Raw genomic sequence first — 23,550 nt, 5'->3', positions numbered from 1 at the left:
GAAGACCACGTCTTCCTGGCGCGCGACATCGGCCACAGCCGCGAGTACAGCGAAGCCACGGCGCAAGAGATCGACGCCGAAGTGCGCAAGTTTTGCGACGACGCCTACCAGCGCGCGCTGAAGATCGTCCAGGACCACCGCGACAAGCTGGAGATCATCGCCAAGGCGCTGCTGGAATTCGAGACGCTCGATGGCAAGCAGATCAAGGAGATCATCGAAACCGGCCGCATGACCACCCCGCCACCCGCGGTGAAGCCACCGCGCGCCGAACCGCCGCCGCTCACCCGGCAGCACGGCACGACGATCGCGCCGGATTATCCGGCCGGGCTGACCGAATCCCCGGCGTAGACGGGGAAAAGGATGAAGGCGGAAGGATGAAGGATGAAGATTCCCTTCCGCGCGAATTCTGGCGTTTGATCGTGGCTTCCTGCCGCCGTTGAACGGCGAAGAAGAGGAGGCGGAAAATGCAGATCGACGCAGTTCGGTCTTCATCCTTCCGCCTTCATCCTTCATCCTTTCTCCATGCCCGGCCCCACTCCGCAGCCGATTGCCGTCGAGGAACTCCCCGCATTGGCGCGGGGCGTGATCCAGCGTGCGAAGTTTCCGCAACTCGCGACGGTCGATGGCGACCAGCCACGCGTGCGCCCGGTTTCGCCAGTGCGCGTGGACGAAGACTTCACGATCTACGTCGCCAACCTGCGCAGCTACGGCAAGACGCAGGAAATCGCGGCCAATCCGAAGGTCGAGCTCAACTACCTCGACGAAGCGCACGACCAGGTGCGCATCACCGGCCGGGCGGAAGTGCTCACGGACCCGGTGATTCTCCGGGAGATCTGGGAGGGCAATCCGCTGCTGCGCCGTTACCTCGGTTCGCCGGAGAACCCGGAACTGATCATCTATCGTATCCGCCCGAGTCGCGTGCGGTTCATGCGCGAATGGGCACTGGAATATCACGAGGTTCCGCTGCCGGGTTGAGCGCAGAAAACAGGGAAAGCGCCGTCAGCGCGGAGCGTGGCGATTTCCTTGATTTTAACAGATTCGATGTTTGCCACTAAGGTGGCCGGCGTTCGGGGGTAATGATGAGACAGAGGGACGCAATCCCTCTCCCTATCATGCTTTGGAGCCTCTTCTTTAAAATCTACGCCACCGCGGCGATCAGCTATGTCGCGGTGGTGGCTGGGTACTTCTCGTACCGCGCCCGCGCCCGGAAGTAATTTCCGCCTCGAAACCGCGCTACGCGAGCCGGCGCGCCGTTCCGCGTCGAACGATCTGCTCCCCACGCTGTCCAATTTGGTGGTAATTTAAGACACGTCTTCCTGCCTGCCTTCATTGACAAAGCAGGATGACGTTTCGATACTGCTGAAAACAATGAGTCTCGACTTGAACGATCTGCTGCGTGATTGGCCGCATGAGCCCGGCATGATCAAGGTGCGCAAAATACTCGGTAGCGACGGGAAGGAGAAGATCCAGCTCCGCATCGACCTGGGTCTGATCCAGATGGAAACCTCCGGCCGGCCGGACGGGCAAGAGCCGAATGATTGCGAATCCCTGCTCGAGTACCATCAGCAGCGCGCCAAGCGGGCGGAGAAGAAAAACGAGAAATACGCGCTCGATGCCGAGGAAGTCGGTGAACTCCAGCAGGAGGGCATCCAGTACTATCACCGCTACATTTCCCTTTTCCAGTTGAGCGATTACGTCGGCGTGATCCGCGACACGCAGCGCAATCTCGAGATGTTCAAATTCGTGACCACGCACGCCATGCCCGAGGAGCTGGCGCAGTCCGTGGAGCAGTTCACGCCCTATGTGCTGATGATGCAGACGCGGGCCAAGGCTTCCATCGAGCTGGAGCGCGAGGAATACGCGACGGCGGTGAAAAAGATCGAGGAAGGCGTCGAGCAAATCCGCGCCTTTTACGAACAGGCGGAAAATCCTGAGGGCGCCGCGAACAGCCCCGAGCTCGGCTTTCTCGGGGAATGGCTGGAAGAAGTGCGCGCCAAGCAGCCGCTGACCAAGCTGGAGAAGATGCAGAAGGAAATGGACAAGGCCATCGCCAACGAGGCCTACGAACGCGCCGCGGAGTTGCGCGACCTCATTCGACAACAGCAGAACAAGAAGTGATGCCTCTGCGGCGGATGCCCCCCTTCCGCGCTCTGGCGCTTTTGTTTCTCCCGCTCGCCGCCCTCATCTTCACGGGCTGCGATAACGACCCGAATCCCCCACCCTACCACAAGACGCGCGCGGACGGTTCACCATGGCGCGCCCGCTACATGGGGATTCCCTATGACCCCAAGTCGTTCGATCCGCAGTTTGCCTACGACACGACAAGCCAGCAGTTCCTCGAGCCGGTCTACGATCGCCTGCTCGATTATCACCCGATTAAATCGGATCCTGTCGAGCTGATCCCGGGAATGCTCGAGGAGATCCCGAAGAAGGAAGTCCAGGCTGACGGCACGGTGAGCTATCTTTGCCGGCTCAAGCGGGGCATTCACTTTCACGACGATCCCTGTTTCCCCGGCGGCAAAGGCCGCGAGGTCGTTGCGAGCGATGTCCACTACGTTTTTCAGCGGCTCGCTGATCCGAAGGTCGAGTCGCCGTTCTTCGCGCCGCTCGAGCAGCGCATCGTCGGGCTGCACGAGGCCCGCGAGACCGGCATCGCGAAGACGGGCAAATTCGACTACGCGACCCCGGTCAGTGGATTCGAGGTGATCGATAACTACACGTTTCGCCTCCATCTCACGGGGCCATTTCCGCAGATCCTCTATTGGATGGCGATGCCGTGTTCGCTGAGCCCGGTCGCACGGGAAGCGGTCGAGTATTACGACGGCCAGAGTCACGAGGGAAAACTGCGCCCGCTCTTCCGCTTCTACACGGTGGGGACCGGGCCGTTTCGCATGCGCGAATACACGCCGCGCCGCCGGGCGCGCTACGAGCGGGTGGACGGTTATCATACGAATGTCTTTCCGAGCGACGGCTTCCCGCCAGCGAAGGCCGAGTGGCTCCAGCAATTCGCCGGGAAGCCGCTGCCGCTCTTCGATGAACTTTCCATTCTCATCGTGGCGGAGACGATTCCCGCCTTCGTGCTCGGCCGGCAGGGATATCTCGACGGCATCACCGCGAATAAGGATGCCTTTGCCGCGATCGTGACCGCGGACCAAAAGCTGACACCCAAATATGCCGCGCGTGGAATGGAACTCGAGAAATGCGGCTTGCCCGGTACCTTTTACATCACCTTCAACATGCAGGATCCCGTCGTCGGGAAGAACGTGAAGCTGCGCAAGGCGCTCTCCTGCGCGTGCGACATGCGGGCCTACGTGCAAATTTTCTACAGCGGCGTCGCGCCTGTCGCCAACCAGCTCATCCCGCGCGGGCTCTTCGGTTACGATCCGCACTACGTGAACCCCAATGGCTACGACTTGGAAAAGGCGAAACGCCTGCTCGCCGAGGCCGGCTATCCGGATGGCCGCGATGCGCGCACCGGCGAGCAGCTCGTCCTCACCCTCAACGAGTCGGTCGAGAGCACCGAGATGCGCCAGCGCGCGGAGTATGAGCAGCGGATGCTGGAGGTGCTTGGCATCAAAGTTAAAATCAACGAGATGACGGCCGCGCGCGCGCTCGAGGCCATGGAGCAGGGGAATTTTCAATTCGATAGCGGCACGGGCTGGGCGATGGATTATCCCGATCCCGAAAACTTTTTCATGATCTTCTACAGCAAGAATTTTCCCCGGGAAGGGGCCAATTATTGCCGCTACAGCCGCCCGGAGTTCGACCGCGCTTACGAGCAGATGGCGACGATGGACGACGGGCCCGAGCGGCTCGCGCTCATCGAGAAGATGAACGCCATGCTTGCCGAGGATTGCCCGGCGATCTGGGAGTTCGACAAGGCCTTCTATATTGCCACGCAACCGTGGGCACGCTGGACGCACAACTCCCCGATGATCGAATACGGCTTCAATAAATATCAACAGGTCGATCCCGTGTTGCGCAAGAAACTGCGCCGCGACTGGAACCGCAAGCCTTTGTGGCCGCTCTTCATCCTCGGCGCGCTGCTCGCCGCCGGGCTGATCTACGCCGTCCGCTGGAACCGCCGCAACCATGTTTAACTACCTCGTTCGCCGCATCCTCTACGCCGTGCCGATCCTCCTCGGCGTCATCGTTATCACCTTCCTGCTCGACAACGTGATGATGTCGCCCAACGCGAAAGCCGCGCGCGTCCTCGGGCCGAAGGCCACCGGCGCGGCGCGGACCGAATGGATTCACAACCGCGGCCTCGACCGACCGCTGCCGAGTCAGTTCATACACTATGTCGGTCATCTCGCGACGGCGCAATTTGGCACGAGTTGGGTCACCGGCCGCGACCTGCGCGAAGTCTTCTTCCGGGGCGCCGGTCCTTCACTGTGCATCACGCTGCCTGGATTCATCGCCGGTTTCCTGGCCTCGGTCGGCCTCGCGCTCTTCCAGGTCTTCGTGCGCCACTCGCCACTGGATCGCGCCCTCACCATCGCCAGCGTCGCACTGATGAGCGTGCCAACCATGGTCTATGTGATCTTCACCCAGGCGTTCCTCGCCCTGGCCTTGAACTACTTCCCCGCCTACGGCTTCAGCTACGGGGGCCTCGGGATGGTGCGCTTCATCATGCTCCCGGCCGTGATCTTCATGCTCATCAACCTAGGCTACGACGCGCGGCTCTATCGCGCCATCTTCCTTGAGGAGATCGGGCAGGATTACGTGCGCACCGCCTATGCCAAGGGCGTTACCAACTCCCGCGTCCTCGCCATCCATGTCTTCAAGAACGGCCTCATCGCCATCATCACCCTGGTGGTCGCCGAGTTGCCGCGACTGATTCTTGGCTCGCTGCTCATTGAAAGCCTCTTCGGGATCCCCGGCCTCGGCAACGTGCTCGTGCAGGCGATCCAGACCGGCGACCAACCCGTGGTCATGACCAGCGTTTTCATTGGCTCGCTGCTCTACCTGCTCTCCTTCATCCTGACCGACATCTTCTACGCGCTGGCGGATCCGCGCATCCGCCTCTCGTGAGCTTCAGCGAATTCTTCAACCACTGGATCACGCAGGATCTGCTCGTCATCGGCAGCTTCGCGCTGGTGTTTTGGCTGTTGCGCGCCGGAGCGCGCAACGAACGCTGGCAGCGCGCCTTTGTGCGCATCAAGCGCGACCGCACTGGCCTCCTCGCCCTCGTGGTGGTGTTGCTTTATCTCACCGTGGGCGCCTTGGAGTGCCTGCAGATTCCCGACGAAGGCGGTGGTACGCGCAGCATTCTCGACGTCCTCACCTCCAGCGTGAAGCAGGAGAGGAGCTACAGCGCGCCTTTCGCCGATGCGCCGCTCGATGCCGCCCAACACGGCAAGCTGCTGGGCAAGCACCTGCTCGGCACCGATGTGCTTGGCAAGGACGTCTTCGTGCAGATGCTCAAGGCCTGCCGCACCGCGCTCATCATCGGCGGATTGACCAGCGCAATCTACGTGCCGCTGGGAGCGCTGCTGGGCGTCCTCGCCGGCTATTTCCGCCGGTGGGTGGACGACGCCATTCAATACGTTTACACCACGCTTGCTTCCATTCCCGAGATCCTGTTGCTGGTCGCCATTCTCATGGTGCTCGGCAAGGGACTTGGCACCATGTCCATTGCCCTCGGTGTCACCGGCTGGGTCGGCCTTTGCCGGCTCATTCGCGGCGAGACAATGCGACAGGCCGAGCGTCCCTACGTGGCAGCCGCACGGGCCCTCGGTCAATCGCATCGCAATATCGTTCTCCGGCATTTGATGCCCAACGTGATGCACCTCGTGCTGATCAGCGCCATCCTGGGCTTTTCCAACATCGTGCTCGCCGAGGCGATTCTCAGCTATCTCGGCGTCGGCGCCCCGGTGGGCACAGCCAGCTGGGGCGTGATGATCGACGCCGGCCGCACGGAGCTTGGCCGTGACCCGCTCGTGTGGTGGAATATCAGCGCTGCCACCGGTGCGCTCTTCGGGCTCGTGCTCGCGCTGAATATCCTGGGCGACTCGCTGCGCAACGCCTTCGACCCGAAACGCACCTGATCCCATGCCTGACCAATCCTTCCTCGAAATCAAAAACCTGGCGATCGACTTTGCGACCGAGGGCGGCGTGGTCGAGGCGGTCAAAGGCATCTCCTTTTCCATGGCCCGCGGCGAGACGCTGGCCATCGTCGGCGAAAGCGGCAGCGGCAAGAGCGTCACCGGCCTGGCGCTCACCCGCCTGCTGCCCGAACCTCCGGCGATTTACAAGTCCGGCGAGATCCTGCTCGATGGCCAAGACGTGCTGAAGATGCCGGCGAATGACTTGCGGAAGATTCGCGGCGCCAGGATCGCTTACATTTTCCAAGAGCCAAGTACGTCGCTCAACCCGGTCTTCACCATCCGCAATCAAATCGCCGAGGCCATCAAGCTGCACCGTCCCGAGGTGCGCGACCTCGACGCCGAGGTCATCCAGTATCTCGATCTGGTCGGCATCGTCGATCCCGCCAAGCGCCTGCACGATTACCCGCACCAGCTCAGCGGCGGCATGCAGCAGCGGGTGATGATCGCCATGGCGCTCTCCTGCCAGCCCGAGCTCCTCGTTGCCGATGAGCCCACCACCGCGCTCGATGTCACCATCCAGAAGCAGATCATCGACCAACTCCGCGAGCTGAAGGAGCGCGTGCAAATGGCGATCATCCTCATCACGCATAACTTTGGCATCATCGGCGGGATCGCCGACCGGGTGGCGGTGATGTTCCGCGGCAAAATCGTGGAATACGGCGAGACGCACACCGTCCTTTCCAATCCGCAGCATCCCTACACCAAGGCGCTCATCGAGTGCATCCCCCAGCCCGGCCAAAAGCGCCGCCGCCTGGCCACCATCGACCACGAGGCGCTGGAAGCGGCGGTGTAGGTCTCATTCTTCCTATTCCTCCCATTATTCCCATGGGAGGAATGGGAGGAATGGGAGGAATGGGAAGTATGGGAGCTTTCGCTAAAGCGCGCCCTTGAGGATGCTGAAGATCTCGGTGTTATCCAAAAAGCCCCGGATCTTCTCCGAGCCCAAGCCGCGACCAATGGCCATCACGTCCTCCGCGGTATTCAGCGCCGAAGGTGTCTGAAAGGCGGCAGGCTCCGTCTTCGACCCCGGCCCATTCGGCCCCGTGGCCCACGTGATCGCCGGCTGCCCCGCGGCATTCAGCCCGAGCAGACCCACCCCGTGATCCTGCACAAAAGGATACCCATTCAAGCTGAAGCCCCCGGTGGCCTGCTGGCCCACCGCGAGAATCAGCGACTTGTCGCCCGCATATTTCGTCGCCGTCGCGATGGCATGATCGAGCGCCAGCGTCTCCACGAGGACGTGCTCCCCTTCGTTGCGCTCCGCCGCCGTCGTGGCGAGACTGGCATCCACCACCAGCACATAGCCCTTGCCGTGCACTTGCAGGAACTCGATCGCGCGCCGCACCATATCGGCCAGCGAAGGCTGCTGGCTTCCCGACTCGATTTGGTTGCCAAACGCCAGGAGCCCGTCGCTAAAAAATCCCGCCAGCGGAGCCGTGCGAAACGACGCGGCATTCTCCAACTCGGCCTTGGATCGAACCAGCTCCCAGCCTTTCGCCTGCATTTCCGCGAGAACATCCCGGTCATCCTTGCGATGCCCGCCCTTGGCCGCGGACAAGAACTCGCCTGCCCCGCCGCTCATGACGACGTCAAATTTTCCCGGTTCGAGGAACTGCTGCAACACCTTCTCCCCTTCCCGCGCATCGGCAGCGTGCGCGTAGAACGCCGCCGGCGTCGGCGCCAGTGGTGAGCCCATCGTGATCAACCCCACCGCCCGCCCTTGTTGCCGGGCCAGTTCCAGGATGGTCGCCAGCGGCTTGCCATCGGGATCGACCGCGAGATGCCGGTGCCCCACCCGCACCCCGGTGGCCAGCGCAGTCGCGGCCGCCGCCGCATCCGGCACCGCAAAGTCCCGCGCCGGGTTTCTCAACAGCGCGAGATTGGGAAACGATTCGAGTGCCAGGCGGTGATCCGCCCCGCCTTCATAAAGCCGGGCCGCGGTGATATGCCGGGTCACCATCCCATCGCTCACGAAGAGAATGATCCCGAAAGTCTTCGGCACCACCCAGGTGCGCACATAGAGAAAGCCAAACGCCGCAAAAACGAGCAAACAGCAGAGCGCGAGCAATTGGTTGCGGAGCTTCATTCAGGGTAAGGAGGCCGGGATTCAAAAGCGCGCCGCCCCGCTTGGCAATGTCGGATTGCGCGGATTCCGCCCAGCGCAACGCGGCCTTCCCGCCTATCTAGCCGGCCCCATGGAGAGCGGGTAGAGCAGCGCGACACCGACAATGGCCGCAACCGGATGACGAGGCTTCATCTTCTTGTTTGGCCAAGCAGCCTTCACCCCAGCGCGCAACGGGTCCGCGGTGATCATTGTTTGAGGTCCAGAAAGCGGAGCACGACTGTCACCGGTTGCTTCCGCCAGTTCTCGGTCACGAATTGGTTCCCTTGCTTCGTCGCCGTACCCTGCACGGAAAGGACGCTCCATGTCGTTTGATCGTTGCTGGCCGAGATGCGGTAACCGATCGACGCGGGCCCACGGCCCGGAAAGTCGGCGCTCCCACTGAAGCGCGCATCGATCCGGAAGGTCGCCGTGGAAAACGTCATCGTCAGCCCGCCGCCATACCATCCATGCGCCATGCTGACTGTGGAGAGCTGTGCCGTGGAAAGCGTACCGAGTGCCGCGTCGGTCGGAGCGAGCGTCGCGAGCCGCGCGGTTTCGATGGCGAAGAACTCCGTCGCCGGGGCGTCGGCGCGAGCAATACCAGGCAGCCAAAGTGCGACGCAGAAAGCCAGAGTCAGGCAAAGGGTGCGCAGGACGGACATGGCGGTGGTTGCCGGCAGCCGTTCGAGGGTCAGCGCGTAATCGGCGAGGGAGGCAATTCTCGGCTTCATTTCAGCGGATCGTCACGGCGTCGGCCAACAAGTCCTTAACGGTGCAGCGTTCATGGGGTGGCAATGAATCCCATTTTCACGCCCGCTTGAAAACCCGCCTTTTCGTAAAAGCGCAAGGTGGCTTCATCTTTCCGGCCGGTGAGGAGCATCACCTTGTAGCAGCCCTGCGTCCAGGCGAGCTGGAGCGCGTGTCGGAGCAGCGCAGTGGCGATGCCTCTGCGTCGAAACCCGGGATGCGTCACCACGTTTTCGACGAGGCCGTAGGGCCGGGCGGCCCGCGTGAGATTCGGGATGATGGCGAGCGTGCAGGTGGCCACCAGCGCGCCGCCCACGTCGGCCGCAAGGTAATGGAGTTGCGGGTCGGCACAGATGCGCTGCCAAAGCCCGGTAAGGTCGGGATTCACCGGCAAGGCGGGATCTGCGGGGTGCAGATGCCGGTACAGTTCCAGCAGACCCGGCAGTTCGTCCGCACGAATCGCCCGGATCAGCGAAGATGGGAGTGGTGTTGGCAAGTCAGTGGAAAGTCAGTTCAACGGTGAGGGGTCCTTTGGTCACATCGGTGGGAGCATAGTCGACTCCGCCGCCCGCCAAGTCGGAGGAACGCAGCACGACCAGATTGAGGGCGATGGGATTCATGGGATTGCGTTGGTGTGAGGCGTTTCGCTCATGGGCGCTTTTCGGTGACAAGACGCAACTCGGTCAGCACCGCCTGACCCAGACCAAAAAGCTCGACAAATTTACCCGTGCGATTGCTCACCGATGCCAAATCCGTCTCGATGACCCGGACCCCATTAAAAGTAAGGAAATAGAAGCGGACGCGGCCAGCGGTCGGATAGGGAAACTCGGTGGTCGGTGTGGCTGAGTCGAAATAGCGGTCGGCGGCACGCACGAAACGGATCGCCGCCGCGCGAACGGCTTCATGTCCCTCGCCGCCGATAATGCCGAAGGTGGATGTCGTGTAGAGGCTGGCCGCCCCCGTGGAGGAGGAAAAAATCGTGGCGGTCTGTTCACCGATCGGCCAGTCCATCAGGATGCCGTAGATGCGCGGAAATTCTTTGCTGGGCTTCTCCCCGACTTTTTCCGCGGGCGTGGTGAGCATCATCTGCCGAAGTGCGCGTCCCGCATCCGCGGGATTCTTCTTCGGATCGGGGGGCTGAGCTTTGGAAGAGGAACCGAAGAGAAATGAAAAGAGGCCCATAAGGATGACGATAATTGCCCGGTTCATTGGCGAGGGGTTATGGCGTCTACCGCTCTCCATCCGCCGCCGTGAGAGACGTCGGTAGCGCACACGGATCAGGTTTTAAACTGTTCTTCGTAGGCTTTGCAGTGATGAGGAAACTCCTCGGCGTAGAACGGATAAGGAACGCCGAGAATGGTGATCTCGTAGCCGCCATCATCTTTGAAGCCGCTGATGCAACATCCCTGGCCGCTGATTTCGACACCGTCCGCGCGGTAGACTCTGAGTTCGGGGATAACTTGCGTGTCGATAAGTTCATGCTCAGCTTCAGCGTTGTTCACTTTGATGCCGTGGGCATGGCAGTAATTGAGAAAGAAGTGGTACGGCGACTCGGGAGTGCGCAAGGAAAGTTTGCCGAAGACGACGCCCATCGGCGGGTCACCTTTCTCCAAGGCGGTGGTGCCAATTTCCTCGCCGTTCAAGCGGACGCGATACATAGGCTTAGAAGCTCCGGTCATACAGAAACCCCGTTGGGCGCGGTGAAGGTCTCGTCGGCGACGTTACCCGTGTTGCGGGTCGCAGCGGGCTCGAAAAGGAGGACCTCGGCTTCGGCCTCGGCCATGGTGCGATGTTCGATTCCATGCGGGACGACACAAAATTCGCCAGCCTCGAGGACCACGCGGCGATCGCGAAACTCGATCACCATCTGGCCGCGCCAGACGAGGAACAGCTCGTCCTCGTGCTCGTGGTGATGCCACGGGAAGACGCCGGCGATTTTGGCGAGCTTCACTTCCTGGCCGTTCAACTCCGCCACCACTTTGGGCCGCCAATGCTCGTGGATGAGCGCGAACTTTTCCGGGAGAGAGGCTTTAGTCATGGGAACTGACTGAAATGGACACGCATCAGATCGGGGCCGGATGGGGCGCCTCGGAAGCGCCTTTCCCTTAACACAGGCCACCCATCGGGCGCAAGTGACCCAGCCCAAGGGCGCCAGATTGCCTTCGCCGTTTTGGAAGAGGGACGCTTCGGGGTAAGGCACCTTAAATGGGCTTCTTTTCTTTGCCCGAAGGCGGGCTCGTGGATGGCCTGGGGAAGCCGGGTGATCCTGCCGTTGTGGGTGGGATTCATGCCTGTTTTTGTTTCGGTGGGATCGAGTGGGATCGGTGGGATTCTCTCTGTAAACGGGTGGGATCGGAGGTGGGAGGAGGAGTGGGAGCGCACTGGGAGTCCACCGGGAGCGGCGACGGCCACTCTTCTCGATGGCTCACCACCCTCGTAGCCGTCGTGGACGGTATTTTTGCGGGGCGAAACGCGTCTGAGCAAACGTGTTGATCTGGATCTGTCTTCATCGCCCCATGGAAACATAACTCGCGGTAAAAAGTGCATTGCTCCATTGGTTCCATTGGCTCCATTGCGGAAAATTGACTCTGCGCACCTCAAAACAGAGTCCGGAGGAGCAGGATTCTCCTCCGGGCGCGTGAGGACACGCGCTCTACACCGGTGATCGCCGCGCAAAATTCGGCTGCAGCCGATTTAAACGCAGAGGACGCGGAGAACGCGGAGGGCCGCAAAGGAAGGGAAAGCCCTCCTTCCTCCCCTCCAATCTCTCTGCGCCCTCTGCGTTTCACCTGGCCTCACTTCGGTTCAGGTGCATGGCTACAGTTTAACCTTAAACCGCTGTAGTCGAGGGAAGGCCCAGCGACCCCTTAACTCCGCGCTTTCGCGCGAAGACGCCGGCGGCGCGGCGTCCCTACCAAAGTCTCTCAATCACCGCACGGTGACGATTACAGAGAGAATAGCTGGGGATTCTCACTCCTGGAGGCGGTTTACGGCCCCTTTTAAGAAGCCGTTCTCGCATTTGCAAAATCGGTAGGCACGGGGGCGTCCGAGGGGCGGAAAAGGGAAATGAGAGGAGGAGCTTGAGAACTATTTTCCAGAGTAAACGGCGATTTAATTCCAGAAATTATAGGAAGCGGGCACCGGCTGGCATGCTGGTAGCTATAGTTATTATAGAACTTATCAAAAGCCCATTTGATTATGAAAAACACACTTCTTACAATCTCGCTCCTCCTCCTCACCAAACTCGCCGCCTGCGCGGTGGTCGACTTGGGCACCACGACGGATCACACTCCTTACGACCGCTTCCTGAGCCCAGTGAAGGACGTCTTTAACGGCATGCACGGTGAAGGCGCCTCGATGGACAAGGTCCAGTCCGCCATGCGCACCGGCCGCTCTTTCCGCTACGCTCACTCTGAGCCTTACCTCCCGGCCACCCCTCAGGAAACCGCCTCCAAGCACACGGGCGACTGCAAGGACAAGGCCCTCTGGCTGATGGACCAACTGCAAGACCCCAGCGCCCGCTTCGTGATCGGCAAGATGACCCGCGGCGCCAAACTGAGCCACGCCTGGGTGATGTGGCAGCACGACGGTCAGTGGTGGATCCTGGACTGCACGATGCTGAGCCGCCCGATCGCCGCCGACAAGGTCAGCGCGAACGAATACGTCCCGCTTTACTCCTACAGCCGCTCGACGGCCTTCCGCCACAGCGACAAAGCCGGCCTGACGGCCGATGTGGCTGGCACGAAGCAATCGCCGGTGGCGGAAACGAAGGCCACGAAGGCCTTGAAGTCCATCAAGGCCACCCGCCTGGCGGCCAACTAAGAAGCGAGTAAGAAGATTTTTCATGGGCTGCGCGGCGCTCGGGTCTCACGACCCGGGCGCTTCGCATTTTCTGGGATAAGGCAGTGAGGACAGCAGGGTCGGATAGGGAGGGAAGCGCGCCGTCGCGCTAAAACGGAGAGCGGACATTCCTGTCCGCTGCCTCTTTACTCCTGCGGGTTGGAAAACCCGCGCTCCGTTCTTGCGATCGCAGCGCGCTCGTCTTCTGGTGGGCCACCTCTTCGGCAGCGCGATACCTTTTTTACGAAGGATCGTCCAGGCACTTCCGGATGGTATCGAGGATCTCGTGGAGCGAACTGGGCTTCTGGATGAAGTTGACGCCCTCCTGGAGGCGGATCGCGCCGCCGGCCAGTTCGGCGCTGTAGCCGCTGGTAAAGACGATCTTGAGGTGGGGCTGAATGAACCGGAGTTGCTCGGCGAGTTCGCGACCGCCGATGCCCCCGGGCATGACGAGATCGGTGAAGAGCAACTGGATGCAATCCCCGTGCTCGCCCCAGACGCGCAGGGCTTCGGTGCCGCTGACGGCTTCCATGACCTTGTAGCCATGGCGCTCGAGCATCCGTTTGGTGACTTCCCGCACGGACGCCTCATCCTCCACGAGCAGGATGGTCTCATGGCCGCCACGCGGGCTGGCCGTGGCGGCAGCTTCGGAGGGTGATTCGTGCCCGGCATCGCACGCGGGGAGAAAGATGCGGAAGGTCGTACCCCGGGCGATTTCACTGTAAACGCGGATCCAGCCGCGGTGTTGCTTGACGATGCCAAAGATGGTGGCGAGGCCCAGTCCAGTGCCCTTGCCGGGTTGCTTGGTGGTGAAGAAGGGCTCGAAGAGGTGCGCCTTCACATCCTCAGTCATGCCCATGCCGGTATCGCTGACCGACAGGCACACGTGCTGGCCGGCGGAGGCGTCGGGGCTGGCGCGCAATTCATCCTCCGTGATGTGCCGCTCGGATGTCTCGATAATGAGACGCCCACCGGCGGGCATGGCATCGCGCGCATTGACCGCGAGGTTCATGATGACTTGGTCGAGCATGCCGGCATCCGCGTGAGCGACCAAGGGGCTGGGGTGAAGGTGGAGCTGGACCTTCACATCCTCGCCGAGGATGCGCTGGAGCATTTTCGCGAGGGTGGTGACCACCCCGTTGATATCCAGGCGGCGCGGCTGCATGACTTGACGATGGCTGAACAGGAGCAACTGACGGGTGAGCGCAGCAGCCTTATCGGCGGCCGCCCCGATCACTTGCAGACCCTCGCGGGTGTCCTCGGGAAGGTTCTTGGCGGTGGCCGCCAGTTCCACCTCCATCATGACCGCCGCGAGAATGTTGTTGAAATCGTGCGCCACGCCTCCGGCCAGTTGGCCGATGGCCTCCATTTTCTGCGACTGGCGCAAGCGCTCCTCGATCTGCCGGCGCTCCGTGACGTCTTCCGCGACCCCGGCGAGGCGATAGACGTGACCGTTGCCGTCGCGGATCGGGAAGGCGCGGTCGTGAATCCAGCGCACCGAACCATCAGGACGGATGATGCGATATTCCTCATCAAATTGATCCGCACCCAATGCGGTCCGCTGCGGAACCCGCTCACGGTCGTCGGGATGAATCGCGTCGAACCAGCCATCTTGCGACTGATAGAGCGCGTCGCAGGAGCGGCCCCAGATCTTCTCGTAACCGGGGCTGATGTACAGGAGCCGCCCGTCCTGGGCGTCGAGCATCCAGAAGACTTCCTGGATATTCTCGACCACCTGGCGGAAGCGCTCTTCGCTCTGCCGCATAGCGGTCTCGGCCTGCTTGCGCTCGGTGATGTCCACGTCCATGCAGACAAACGTGGGAACGCCATCGAAACCGGGGATCTCGAAGATCGTGGAAAGGCACCAGCCCTCCCGGCCGTCGCGGCGCTGGAAGTGATATTCGAGCGGCCCGAGCGGCTTGCCGGTGCCGGCCAACTGCCGCAGAAGATGGAGAAAAGACTCCGCCTCCTCCCGGGTGTGAATGAGCTGGTCGAGCGTCTTGCCGATGGCCTCGTCGATCTCCCACCCGAACATGCGGGTGGCCGCTTCGTTCCAAAAGCGCACGCGGCCATCGATATCGTAGAGTTCGACCGCCACGTTGGGGGTGTTGTGAATGATGGCGTGCAGCCGGGCCTCGCTGGTGCGCAAGGCTTCCTCGCTGCGTTTGCGCGTGATGGCCAGGCTCACGTAGCTGGCGGCGGCCTCGATCGTCTCGATGTCCCGCGCTTCCGGGGCGCGCGGTTCGCGATGGTAGATGGCGAAGGTGCCGAGCACCTTTTTGTCCGCGGAGAAAACCGGCTGCGACCAACAGGCCCGAACCCCGGCTTTCTCCGCCAAGTGCTTATAACTGGCCCAGAAAGGGTGCGTAGCAATGTCTTCGACCACCAGCAGCTTTCCGAGAAAGGCCGACGTTCCGCAGGATCCCACACCTTCACCAATCTCCAGGCCATGCACCGAATCGTTGAAAAATTTCGGCAGATTGGGTGCGGCGCCATGCATCAAACGCTTCCCACTTTCATCCAGAAGAAGGATGGAGCAGATTGAGCCAGGCATCTCCGCCTCCACCGCACGGACCGTGAACTCCAGGATCTCCTGCAGGGCCGCGCCCGAGTTCAGCAACTCCAGCACGCGCAAGCGATCGCGTTCCCGGCGTTCCACGCGTTTCTGCTCGCTGAGATCGCGCACGGAGACGATGGCCAGGCTGCCGCGGTGTGTCTCCAGCGGGCTGAGGCCCACGTCCATGGCGAACTCGCTGCCGTCGCTGCGCAACCCGCGCAGGTCCAATTCACTGCCATTCGTCCCGGCACGCCGGCTCTTGGACGAGCGCTCTCCGTTGCGGGAATGTCGCGCATGCAGATCGTCCGGGATGAGCGACTTGATCGGCTTGTGGAGCAGATCGTCCGGCCGATAGCCGAAAACCCGGCCGGCCTGGGCGTTGGCAAAGACGATAGCGCCCTGTTCGTCCATGACCAGGAGCGCATCGGCACTGGCCTCGACGAGCAACTGAAAAAAATATTCGGGGAGCTTGAGCTTGCCGCTCATGGGAGGTTTGTCCATTTGGAGCTGCATCGGGCGGCGGCATTCTGCCTTAGGTCTGCTCCAACGCAAGCGCTCCGTGGAACTGCGATACCGAAAGACCTGACAACTGTCGCCGCGAGGCGACAGATTGGATTTTTATCTAGGTGCGCAGCTTCAGCAACAGGTCGCCCGCCTCGAGCGAATCGCCCACCGCGACGGCCACTTCCGCGACCACTCCATCGGCCGGAGCGTAAATGGTCGTTTGCATCTTCATCGCCTCGAGAGTGGCCAGCTTGTGACCCTTCGCCACTTTGCCGCCGAGCGTGGCACTGAGCGCGGTGACCATGCCGGGGATCGGTGCGCCGAGCTGCAGCGAGTCGGCGGCGTCGGCTTTGACCCGTGCCTTGCTCTTCGGTGCCACCGACTTGTCCGCCACCACCGCTTCGCGCGGCATGCCATTGAGTTCGTAACTGATCACCCTCCGGCCTTCTTTGTCCGGGGCGCCGATGTTAATCAATTTGATGAAGAGCACTTTGCCTTCCTCGATCGAGACACTGATCTCTTCGCCGGGCTTCAAGCCGTAGAAAAAGGCCGGTGTGGGCAGCGCGCTGACGTCGCCGAATTCCCGTTGGAACTTCGCGAAATCCGCAAACACATTCGGGTACATGAGGTGCGAAAAGAGATCGTCGTCGCTCGGTTCGCGCTTGGTCCTGGCCGCCACATCCGCCTTCGTTTCCTTGAGCTTCACCGGTGCCGGTTTCACGCGTTTGGGCTTCGCAGTGCCGAGCACGGCCTTGACCACCGCCGGTGGCCAGCCGCCCATCGGCTCGCCCAAACCGCCGCTGAGCATATCGATCACACTCTCCGGCCAACTCGTGCCGGGCGGCAGGTTGACGACGTCGACCGGCTTGATGCCACGGGTGAACAGGAAGAGCGCCATGTCGCCGACGACCTTGCTCGACGGCGTGACCTTCACGATGTCTCCAAAGAGGTCATTCACCTCGCGATAAGTGCGCGCGATCTCCGGCCAGCGCGCACCGAGGCCCATCGACGCCGCCTGCTCTTTCAAATTCGTATATTGTCCGCCGGGCATCTCGTGCAGATACACCTCGGCGCTGCCCGATTTCGGCGCGGTATCGAACGGCGCATAGAAATTGCGCACCTGCTCCCAGTAGTCGCTGAACTGGTTGAGCGTATCGATATCCAGGCCGGTATCGCGCGGCGTGTTTTGCAAGGCGGCGACGACGGAGTTGAGATTCGGCTGCGAAGTCGAGCCGCTCATCGAGGCGATGGCCAGATCGACGACATCGCAGCCCGCGTCCGCGGCGCGCAGGATGGAACTCGCATTGATCCCGCTCGTGTCGTGCGTGTGGAAATGCACCGGGATACCCACCTCGTCCTTGAGAGCCTTGACCAGCGCGCTCGCGGCGTAGGGGCGGCAGAGGCCGGCCATGTCCTTGATCGCCAGGAAATGGGCGCCCATCTTTTCCAGCTCCTTCGCCATCTTGACGTAGTACTTCAGCGAATACTTCGAGCGCTGCGGATCGAGAATGTCGCCGGTGTAGCAGACTGCCGCCTCGCAGATGCCGTGCGTGTCCTGCACGGCTTCCATCGCCGCTTTCATGTTCGAGAGATCGTTGAGCGAATCGAACACCCGGAAGATATCCATGCCGCACTCGGCCGCATGCTTGACGAAACCGGCGACGACATTCGGCGGATAACTCGTATAACCCACGGCGTTGGCGCCGCGCAGAAGCATCTGGAAAAGAATATTCGGCACGCGCTCTCGCAACGCGGTCAGCCGTTGCCACGGGTCTTCGTTGAGGAAACGCATGGCAGTGTCGAACGTGGCGCCGCCCCACATCTCGAGCGAGAAGAGCTCGGGCGTGCGGCGCGCGACCGCACCGGCGATGGCCAGCATATCGATGCTGCGCACGCGCGTGGCCATGAGCGACTGGTGGGCATCGCGGAAAGTGGTGTCGGTGATAAGCAACCGCTTTTGCTTGAGCGTCCACTCCGCGAACTTCTTCGCGCCGAGCTCGAGCAGCAGTTGACGGGTGCCGCGCGGCGGTTCTTTCTTGCGGTCCCACGAGGGCAGCGGCGCTGGATCCAATGCGGCGGCCGGTGTGTATCCTTTGGCGTGCGGGTTGCCGTTGACGATGACGTTGCCGAGAAATTGCAGCAGCTTTGTCGCCCGGTCGCGCTTCGCCTTGAATTCAAAAAGTTGCGGCGACGTATCGATCATCGTCGTCGTCGCCTGGCCTTCGCGGAAGATCGGGAAATGAATGACGTTCTCGAGGAACGGAATGTTCGTCTTCACGCCGCGGATACGGAACTCGCGCAAGGCGCGATCCATGCGGTCGAGCGCCATCTCGAAGGTCTGCCCGGTCGCGGTGATCTTCACGAGCAGCGAGTCGTAGAAGGGGGTGATCACCGCACCCGCGTCGCCCATGCCCGCATCGAGGCGGATGCCAAAGCCCTCGGCGGGGCGGAAGGTGAGAATCTTGCCGTAGTTCGGCGTGAATTTGTTTTCCGGATCCTCGGTTGTCACGCGGCATTGCACCGCGAAGCCCATGCGGGGCACCGCGTCCTGCTTCGGCAAGCCGAGCTCGGCGCCATGCAGCTTCGCGCCTTGGGCAATGAGGATCTGCGAGCGCACGAGGTCAATGCCGGTGATCTGTTCGGTGACCGTGTGCTCGACTTGAATCCGTGGATTCATTTCGATGAAAAACCAATCCTTGGTGTCGAGGTCGTAGAGGAATTCGATGGTGCCGGCGTTATCGTAGCCGATCTCTTTGGCGATCCGCGCCGCGGCATCGCACAGCTCGTGGCGCACGCGATCGTCCAGCTCGATGGACGGTGCGATCTCGACCACTTTCTGATGCCGGCGTTGCACGGAGCAATCGCGTTCGTGGAGATGGAGCACGTTGCCATGGCGATCGCCGAGGATCTGCACTTCGATATGCTTGGCGCGCGGGATATACTTCTCGAGAAAGACCGCGGCATTGCCAAAGGCGCGCTCCGCTTCGCCCTGCGCCTCATCGAGCAGGGCGTCGAGATCACCCGCCTTGTGCACCACGCGCATCCCGCGACCGCCGCCGCCGAAAGCCGCCTTGATGATCAATGGAAAGCCGATGTTCGCCGCGATCTTCAGCGCCTCGCCGCGATCGCTCACCGGGTCTTCGGTGCCGGGCAGCGTCGGAACTTTCAGCTTCTGCGTGAGGGCGCGGGCCGCGACCTTGTCGCCCATCAACTCGAGCAAGTCCGCCTTCGGCCCAACGAACTCGATTCCCGCCGCGCGGCAGGCGCGGGCGAAATTCGCATTCTCCGAGAGGAATCCATAGCCGGGGTGAATGAGATCAACGCCGTGCTCCTTGGCGATGGCCACGATCCCTCCGATATCGAGATAAGCGCCGACCGGCCCCTTGCCTTCGCCCACGAGATACGCCTCGTCCGCCTTGAAGCGGTGCATGGAAAAGCGGTCCTCCTGCGCATAGACCGCGACCGTGCGCAGCCCCAGTTCCGTCGCCGCCCGGAAAACGCGGATGGCGATTTCCGAGCGATTGGCGACAAGGAGCTTCTTCTGGCGGGGCGGCAGGGCGGGCGGAGACGGGCGGGCAGGAGGCATGGGAAAAGGGGTGTGCCGTTGTAAAGGAACGCCACCGCGGAACGCCAGCGGATTAAGCGTTGTAGCCGGGCTCAGTGAGCCCGGTCGGTGGTCGCAGCCGGGCTCATCGAGCCCGGTAAATCGAGCCGCCATCCGGGTTCAATGAACCCGACTACAACGCCTCCTCCACACGCAGATCGTTCAGACAACCTTGATACGGCCAGTCATCGCAACCTGCGGCCAAGCCAGCTCGTACCGGGTTCTGTTGTACGTAGTCCCACTTTTGTGCGTAGCTCTCATGCGAGCGTAGAAGGTGGTCGAAAAATTCTTCCTGCCACAACGGCACCGACGCGCCCAATCGACGATTGAGGAATTTTGCCGTCCATTCCTTCCACTTGCCGACAAAAACTTTCAAATCCTTCGCCCCGGGCTCAGGTGCGCAGAAAAAGTGGACGTGGTCGGGCATTACGACATAGCGGCCCACCTGCCATCCGTGTAGTTCCTGCCCCTTCTCCCAGACTTCGACACAGGACGCATACGCGGACGGATTATCCAGAATCCGGACGCGCCCACGGGTGCACGTCGTAACGAAATACACCGGCTCACGAACCCAAACGCGATCCAGGCGGCGGAGGTGCTCGCGATACTTTGGGTTCGTCCGATTCACGGGTGACGTTGTAGCCGGGTTCACTGAACCCGGCAATGCTGCGCAAGCGGCCTGCCCCTTCCAACCCGCCCTCGCAGACCGGGTTCAGTGAACCCGGCTACAACGAAGCGCTTCGCGCAGAAAGAGCTTGCCCACGCATTTCTCCGCCAGCGAACCTGACCGCCCCTCCATCTTCCATTTACTTATGTCCAAAGTACGTCTCGGCATCGTCGGTCTCGGCAACATCGGCAAATTTCACACCGGCTATCTGCTGGAAGGAAAAATCTCGCGCTGCGAGCTAGCGGCGGTCAGCGATGCCTACGCGCCGAGTTTGGAAGCGTTCAAGGCGAAGGGCATCCCGACTTTCGACAAGTGCGAGGACATGATCCGCTCCGGCAAGATCGACGCCATCGTCGTGGCCACGCCGCACTTTCTCCACACCACCATCGGCATCGACGCACTGCAGAATGGCCTGCACACCATGATCGAGAAGCCGATCTCCGCGCAAAAGGCCGACGCCGAGCGCCTGTTCGCCGTGGCGAAGGAGCACCCGAAGCAGGTCTTCGCCGGCATGTTCCAGATGCGCGTCGAGCCGCGTTACATCAAGCTGCGCGACCTCATCGCCAAGGAACTCGGCAAGCTGGTGCGCGTGAACTGGATCATCACCGATTGGTTCCGCACCGAGGCCTACTACGCGAGCGGCGGCTGGCGCGCCACGTGGAAAGGCGAGGGCGGCGGCGTGCTGCTCAACCAATGCCTGCACCAGCTCGATATGCTCCAATGGCTGTGCGGCATGCCGTCGAAAGTGCGCGGCTTCTGCCAGCTCGGGCAGTTCCACGACATCGAGGTCGAGGACAGCGTGACCTGCTACCTCGAGTGGGGCAATGGCGCGACCGGCGTTTTCATTTCCTCCACCGGCGAAGCCCCGGGCACGAACCGCTTTGAGCTCATCGGCACGCGCGGTAAAGTGGTCCTCGAGAACAACAAGCTCTCCTTCACCCGCAACGACGCGGACATGATTGAGTTCAGCAAGACCTCGAAGAGCGGCTTCGCCAAGCCCGAGGTCTGGAACATCGACATCCCCTTCGACACCGTGGGCAATGCCCACGCGGTGCTCATGCAAAACTTCGTCGACGCCATCCTCGACGACACTCCGCTGCTTGCGCCCGGCTACGACGGCATGGGCTCGGTGGAGCTGGCCAATGTGCTGCTTTACTCCTCGCTTATCAACCAGACCGTCGACCTGCCGATGGACAGCAAGGCTTGGGAAACCAAGCTCAACGAGCTGATCGCCAACTCGAAGCACGAAAAGAAAGTCGTGCAGACGCAGACCGAGGATTTCACGAAATCCTTCCGCAAGTAGTACAAGAAGTGGATAGTTGAGAGTTGCTGGTTGAGAGTCCCAGCTCTTATCCACTTTCCCCATGCTCCTTTGGCGCGAAAAACTGCCTGACACCTGGCTTCCCCAAATCCGGGCGAACCTGGGGCCGGTGCTGGTCGACCACGCCCACCTCGAGCGCAAGGCCGCCTCCTCGGCGCTCAACCTGGAAAAGTACGTCGAGTTGCACGACCGCGTACGCGAGCTCAACGCCATCGCCATCGAGGAGCTGCAACACTTCGATCTCGTGCTCGGCCTGCTCCGCGAGCGCGGTATTCCCTTCACGAATCCCCAGCGCAGCCCGTGGATCGGCGGTCTGATGAGCAAGGTGCGCAAAGGCCGGAAGGAGCAGGTCGTCGATCACCTCGTGGCCCTCGCGCTCATCGAAGGACGGAGCTGCGAGAAGTTCCAGATCCTCGCCGAGGGCGTGCGCGATCTCGATGCGCCCCTCGCCGATTTCTACGCCAGCCTCGTGGAAAGCGAAGGCAACCACTACGCCAGTTATCTCATCATGGCGCGGCACATCGACGAAGCGGAGACCGCACACCGGCTCGATTACTTTCTCGATCTCGATGCCACCCTCATTCGCGTGCCGAATCCCAAGCCGATGCTGCATTAAACCGCCAAGCCGGTGCGGACCAGCACCGCCTCGCGAGCAGAAGCAGCCTCCCCGGCGACCCAACTCCGGTCTCCCGCGTCCAAGGTCACGGGTTCATGCCAGCGATTGGTGACCTGGCGGCCCTCGCGTGCTTGATAGCGCATGAGTGCACTGGGCGCAGGCGCAGGCGAGAGATCGAGCCAGTCGCCGCCGCCGGTCAGGAGCAGATCGCATTGATCGACCGCAAAGAGCCGGGCCAATCCTTCCGACAGAGGCCCCGCCTCGGGAGTTTCGTCAAAACCGCTCTGGTGCAAAAGCCCCGTCGCCCGCCGCAGCGCCGCCGCGAACGGCACGCGGGCCGGCGCCACTTCGCACAAGGCGGCAAAGAACGCCTTGTGCGCCGGGGCGGAGACGGACATCAAGAAATCGTGCCGGCCTCGCAACTGGAGCGGACGGCCTGGGGATAGGTCGATCACTCCATCCACGGGCTGCAGGTGCAGGCCCACGGCACATTGCGGAATGATCGCGGGATCCAGGACGCGCGCAGCCGCGGGAGCGTGGCGCGTGAGCAGGCTACTGCGAAAACGCCGGTTGCCGACGAGGTCGAGGAAATGCTGGGTGCGAAAAAAATCGGGAGCCATTTCCGCCAGCGCGGCGCGCGCCGCCGGTGGCAGGTGCTCCGCCGGCATGGAGGGAAAGTGGGCCTCGGCGAGATAGTGCAAATCGTGCCGGGCCGTGTGCGCGATGAAATCGAGAAACGTCACCGGCGTGTTCACCAGCTCGAGTTCATCGTGAAACAGCATCTCCGGCGGTTTCGCGCGCATCTCCGCAATCGCTTCGCGCATCAGCGCGGCATAGGGGCCGGGCTGGCCGGTGAAGGCGCGTTCGAGCGCCGCCAGCAGCTTCGCGGCGTGGGCTACCGGATCCGCCACGTTCCCCATTTCCGCGCGGAGCATTTCCCGCAATCCCCCGAGCAGACCCCATCCGGGAAACACATTGTAACTCACATAAGCGATCCCGTCGGGCGCCAGAGCTTGGGCGCAGAGCGCCAGCAGACGTTCGCGCACCTCCGGCGGCACCCACGAATAGACGCCGTGCGCGATGACATAATCGAACGCGCCGGCTTCGGGTGTGTAATCCCGCAGATCGGCGCAGACGAAACGCGCATTGTCGATCGCCGCGGCGGCGCGCGCCTGCGCCGCCGCCGCGACGTGGACGGGAGAAAAATCCACGCCGACGAAAGTGCTGGTCGGCAACCGCTCCGCCAGCGGCAGCAGATTCATCCCCTCGGCCATGCCCAACTCCAGCACCCGGCAGTCGTCGGGCGCGGCCGCTTCCATCCCAAGCAGGCGCGCAATCGCGCCCACCCGCGCCGGATGCGTCTCCGGGATCGCACCGTGACGATACGGCAGGGCATCAAACGCGGTGGGGGACAAATCAGGCATGGCGGGAGAGATTCAACACACGTTGCCCAAACACTCAACTTCCAACCCGCGCCGCT

Annotated in this window: 20 protein-coding genes and 1 pseudogene; 10 read left to right on the top strand and 11 right to left on the bottom strand. The window is 62.1% G+C overall.

Features of this window, described 5'->3' with window-relative positions:
* The 7 genes and pseudogenes from ABJF10_RS03460 to ABJF10_RS03430 all read left to right on the top strand — a co-directional run.
* Positions 1-348 (top strand): annotated as a pseudogene (locus ABJF10_RS03460) (cell division protein FtsH); the annotation flags it as partial.
* A gap of 174 nt (positions 349-522) precedes the next feature.
* Positions 523-975 (top strand): pyridoxamine 5'-phosphate oxidase family protein, encoded by a 453-nt coding sequence (locus ABJF10_RS03455; RefSeq protein ID WP_348543123.1) that lies wholly within the window; start codon positions 523-525, stop codon positions 973-975.
* 393 nt (positions 976-1,368) lie between these two features.
* A complete protein-coding gene (locus tag ABJF10_RS03450) occupies positions 1,369-2,118 on the top strand; it encodes a UvrB/UvrC motif-containing protein (RefSeq protein ID WP_348543122.1) in 750 nt (249 codons plus the stop codon).
* Positions 2,119-2,132: 14 nt separating this feature from the next.
* Positions 2,133-4,100, top strand: coding sequence for an ABC transporter substrate-binding protein (locus tag ABJF10_RS03445; RefSeq protein ID WP_348543121.1), 1,968 nt, complete (start codon positions 2,133-2,135; stop codon positions 4,098-4,100).
* Entirely contained in the window at positions 4,093-5,034 is a 942-nt protein-coding gene (locus tag ABJF10_RS03440; protein WP_348543120.1) for an ABC transporter permease, read from the top strand. The genes ABJF10_RS03445 and ABJF10_RS03440 overlap by 8 nt, the downstream gene beginning before the upstream one ends.
* Complete coding sequence (locus ABJF10_RS03435) at positions 5,031-6,050, top strand: ABC transporter permease (RefSeq protein WP_348543119.1); 1,020 nt, start codon at positions 5,031-5,033, stop codon at positions 6,048-6,050. The genes ABJF10_RS03440 and ABJF10_RS03435 overlap by 4 nt, the downstream gene beginning before the upstream one ends.
* A gap of 4 nt (positions 6,051-6,054) precedes the next feature.
* Complete coding sequence (locus ABJF10_RS03430; protein WP_348543118.1) at positions 6,055-6,903, top strand: ABC transporter ATP-binding protein; 849 nt, start codon at positions 6,055-6,057, stop codon at positions 6,901-6,903.
* An 81-nt stretch (positions 6,904-6,984) separates the two neighbouring features.
* Here ABJF10_RS03430 and ABJF10_RS03425 read toward each other — a convergent pair whose 3' ends face one another.
* The 7 genes from ABJF10_RS03425 to ABJF10_RS03395 all read right to left on the bottom strand — a co-directional run bounded on the left by ABJF10_RS03425 (position 6,985) and on the right by ABJF10_RS03395 (position 10,999).
* Complete coding sequence (locus tag ABJF10_RS03425) at positions 6,985-8,196, bottom strand: alkaline phosphatase (RefSeq protein ID WP_348543117.1); 1,212 nt, start codon at positions 8,194-8,196, stop codon at positions 6,985-6,987.
* 224 nt (positions 8,197-8,420) lie between these two features.
* The gene (locus ABJF10_RS03420; protein ID WP_348543116.1) at positions 8,421-8,945 is read right to left on the bottom strand and encodes a hypothetical protein; all 525 of its coding nucleotides are present in this window, start codon (positions 8,943-8,945) and stop codon (positions 8,421-8,423) included.
* A 50-nt stretch (positions 8,946-8,995) separates the two neighbouring features.
* Positions 8,996-9,457, bottom strand: coding sequence for a GNAT family N-acetyltransferase (locus tag ABJF10_RS03415; RefSeq protein ID WP_348543115.1), 462 nt, complete (start codon positions 9,455-9,457; stop codon positions 8,996-8,998).
* A 1-nt stretch (position 9,458) separates the two neighbouring features.
* On the bottom strand, positions 9,459-9,581 hold the full coding sequence (locus tag ABJF10_RS03410; protein WP_348543114.1) for a hypothetical protein: 123 nt from the start codon (positions 9,579-9,581) through the stop codon (positions 9,459-9,461).
* A 28-nt stretch (positions 9,582-9,609) separates the two neighbouring features.
* On the bottom strand, positions 9,610-10,047 hold the full coding sequence (locus ABJF10_RS03405) for a hypothetical protein (protein WP_348543113.1): 438 nt from the start codon (positions 10,045-10,047) through the stop codon (positions 9,610-9,612).
* Between the two features lie 191 nt (positions 10,048-10,238).
* Positions 10,239-10,619: a hypothetical protein gene (locus ABJF10_RS03400; protein ID WP_348543112.1), complete on the bottom strand. Its 381-nt coding sequence runs from the start codon at positions 10,617-10,619 to the stop codon at positions 10,239-10,241.
* 17 nt (positions 10,620-10,636) lie between these two features.
* The gene (locus tag ABJF10_RS03395; protein ID WP_348543111.1) at positions 10,637-10,999 is read right to left on the bottom strand and encodes a cupin domain-containing protein; all 363 of its coding nucleotides are present in this window, start codon (positions 10,997-10,999) and stop codon (positions 10,637-10,639) included.
* 1,160 nt (positions 11,000-12,159) lie between these two features.
* Here ABJF10_RS03395 and ABJF10_RS03390 point away from each other — a divergent pair.
* On the top strand, positions 12,160-12,783 hold the full coding sequence (locus ABJF10_RS03390; protein WP_348543110.1) for a hypothetical protein: 624 nt from the start codon (positions 12,160-12,162) through the stop codon (positions 12,781-12,783).
* A 259-nt stretch (positions 12,784-13,042) separates the two neighbouring features.
* Here the strand turns inward: ABJF10_RS03390 and ABJF10_RS03385 are convergent, their stop codons facing one another.
* The 3 genes from ABJF10_RS03385 to ABJF10_RS03375 all read right to left on the bottom strand — a co-directional run bounded on the left by ABJF10_RS03385 (position 13,043) and on the right by ABJF10_RS03375 (position 20,094).
* Positions 13,043-15,859, bottom strand: a complete 2,817-nt coding sequence (locus ABJF10_RS03385; protein WP_348543109.1) for a PAS domain S-box protein — start codon at positions 15,857-15,859, stop codon at positions 13,043-13,045.
* Positions 15,860-15,980: 121 nt separating this feature from the next.
* Entirely contained in the window at positions 15,981-19,448 is a 3,468-nt protein-coding gene (locus ABJF10_RS03380; protein ID WP_348543108.1) for a pyruvate carboxylase, read from the bottom strand.
* Between the two features lie 151 nt (positions 19,449-19,599).
* The gene (locus ABJF10_RS03375; protein ID WP_348543107.1) at positions 19,600-20,094 is read right to left on the bottom strand and encodes a transposase; all 495 of its coding nucleotides are present in this window, start codon (positions 20,092-20,094) and stop codon (positions 19,600-19,602) included.
* A 184-nt stretch (positions 20,095-20,278) separates the two neighbouring features.
* On the opposite strand from ABJF10_RS03375, the gene ABJF10_RS03370 reads away from it, so the two are divergent.
* On the top strand, positions 20,279-21,436 hold the full coding sequence (locus tag ABJF10_RS03370; protein ID WP_348543106.1) for a Gfo/Idh/MocA family oxidoreductase: 1,158 nt from the start codon (positions 20,279-20,281) through the stop codon (positions 21,434-21,436).
* Between the two features lie 61 nt (positions 21,437-21,497).
* Positions 21,498-22,070: a tRNA isopentenyl-2-thiomethyl-A-37 hydroxylase MiaE gene (miaE, locus tag ABJF10_RS03365; protein ID WP_348543105.1), complete on the top strand. Its 573-nt coding sequence runs from the start codon at positions 21,498-21,500 to the stop codon at positions 22,068-22,070.
* Here miaE and ABJF10_RS03360 read toward each other — a convergent pair.
* Complete coding sequence (locus tag ABJF10_RS03360) at positions 22,067-23,494, bottom strand: class I SAM-dependent methyltransferase (RefSeq protein ID WP_348543104.1); 1,428 nt, start codon at positions 23,492-23,494, stop codon at positions 22,067-22,069. The genes miaE and ABJF10_RS03360 overlap by 4 nt on opposite strands.
* Between the last annotated feature and the right edge of the window lie 56 nt (positions 23,495-23,550).

Source organism: Chthoniobacter sp. (genome assembly GCF_040003245.1).
In the GTDB taxonomy this organism is placed as follows: Bacteria; Verrucomicrobiota; Verrucomicrobiia; order Chthoniobacterales; family Chthoniobacteraceae; genus Chthoniobacter.
The sequence above is the reverse complement of the archived record's forward strand: the minus strand, read 5'-3'. Positions and strand labels throughout refer to the sequence as shown.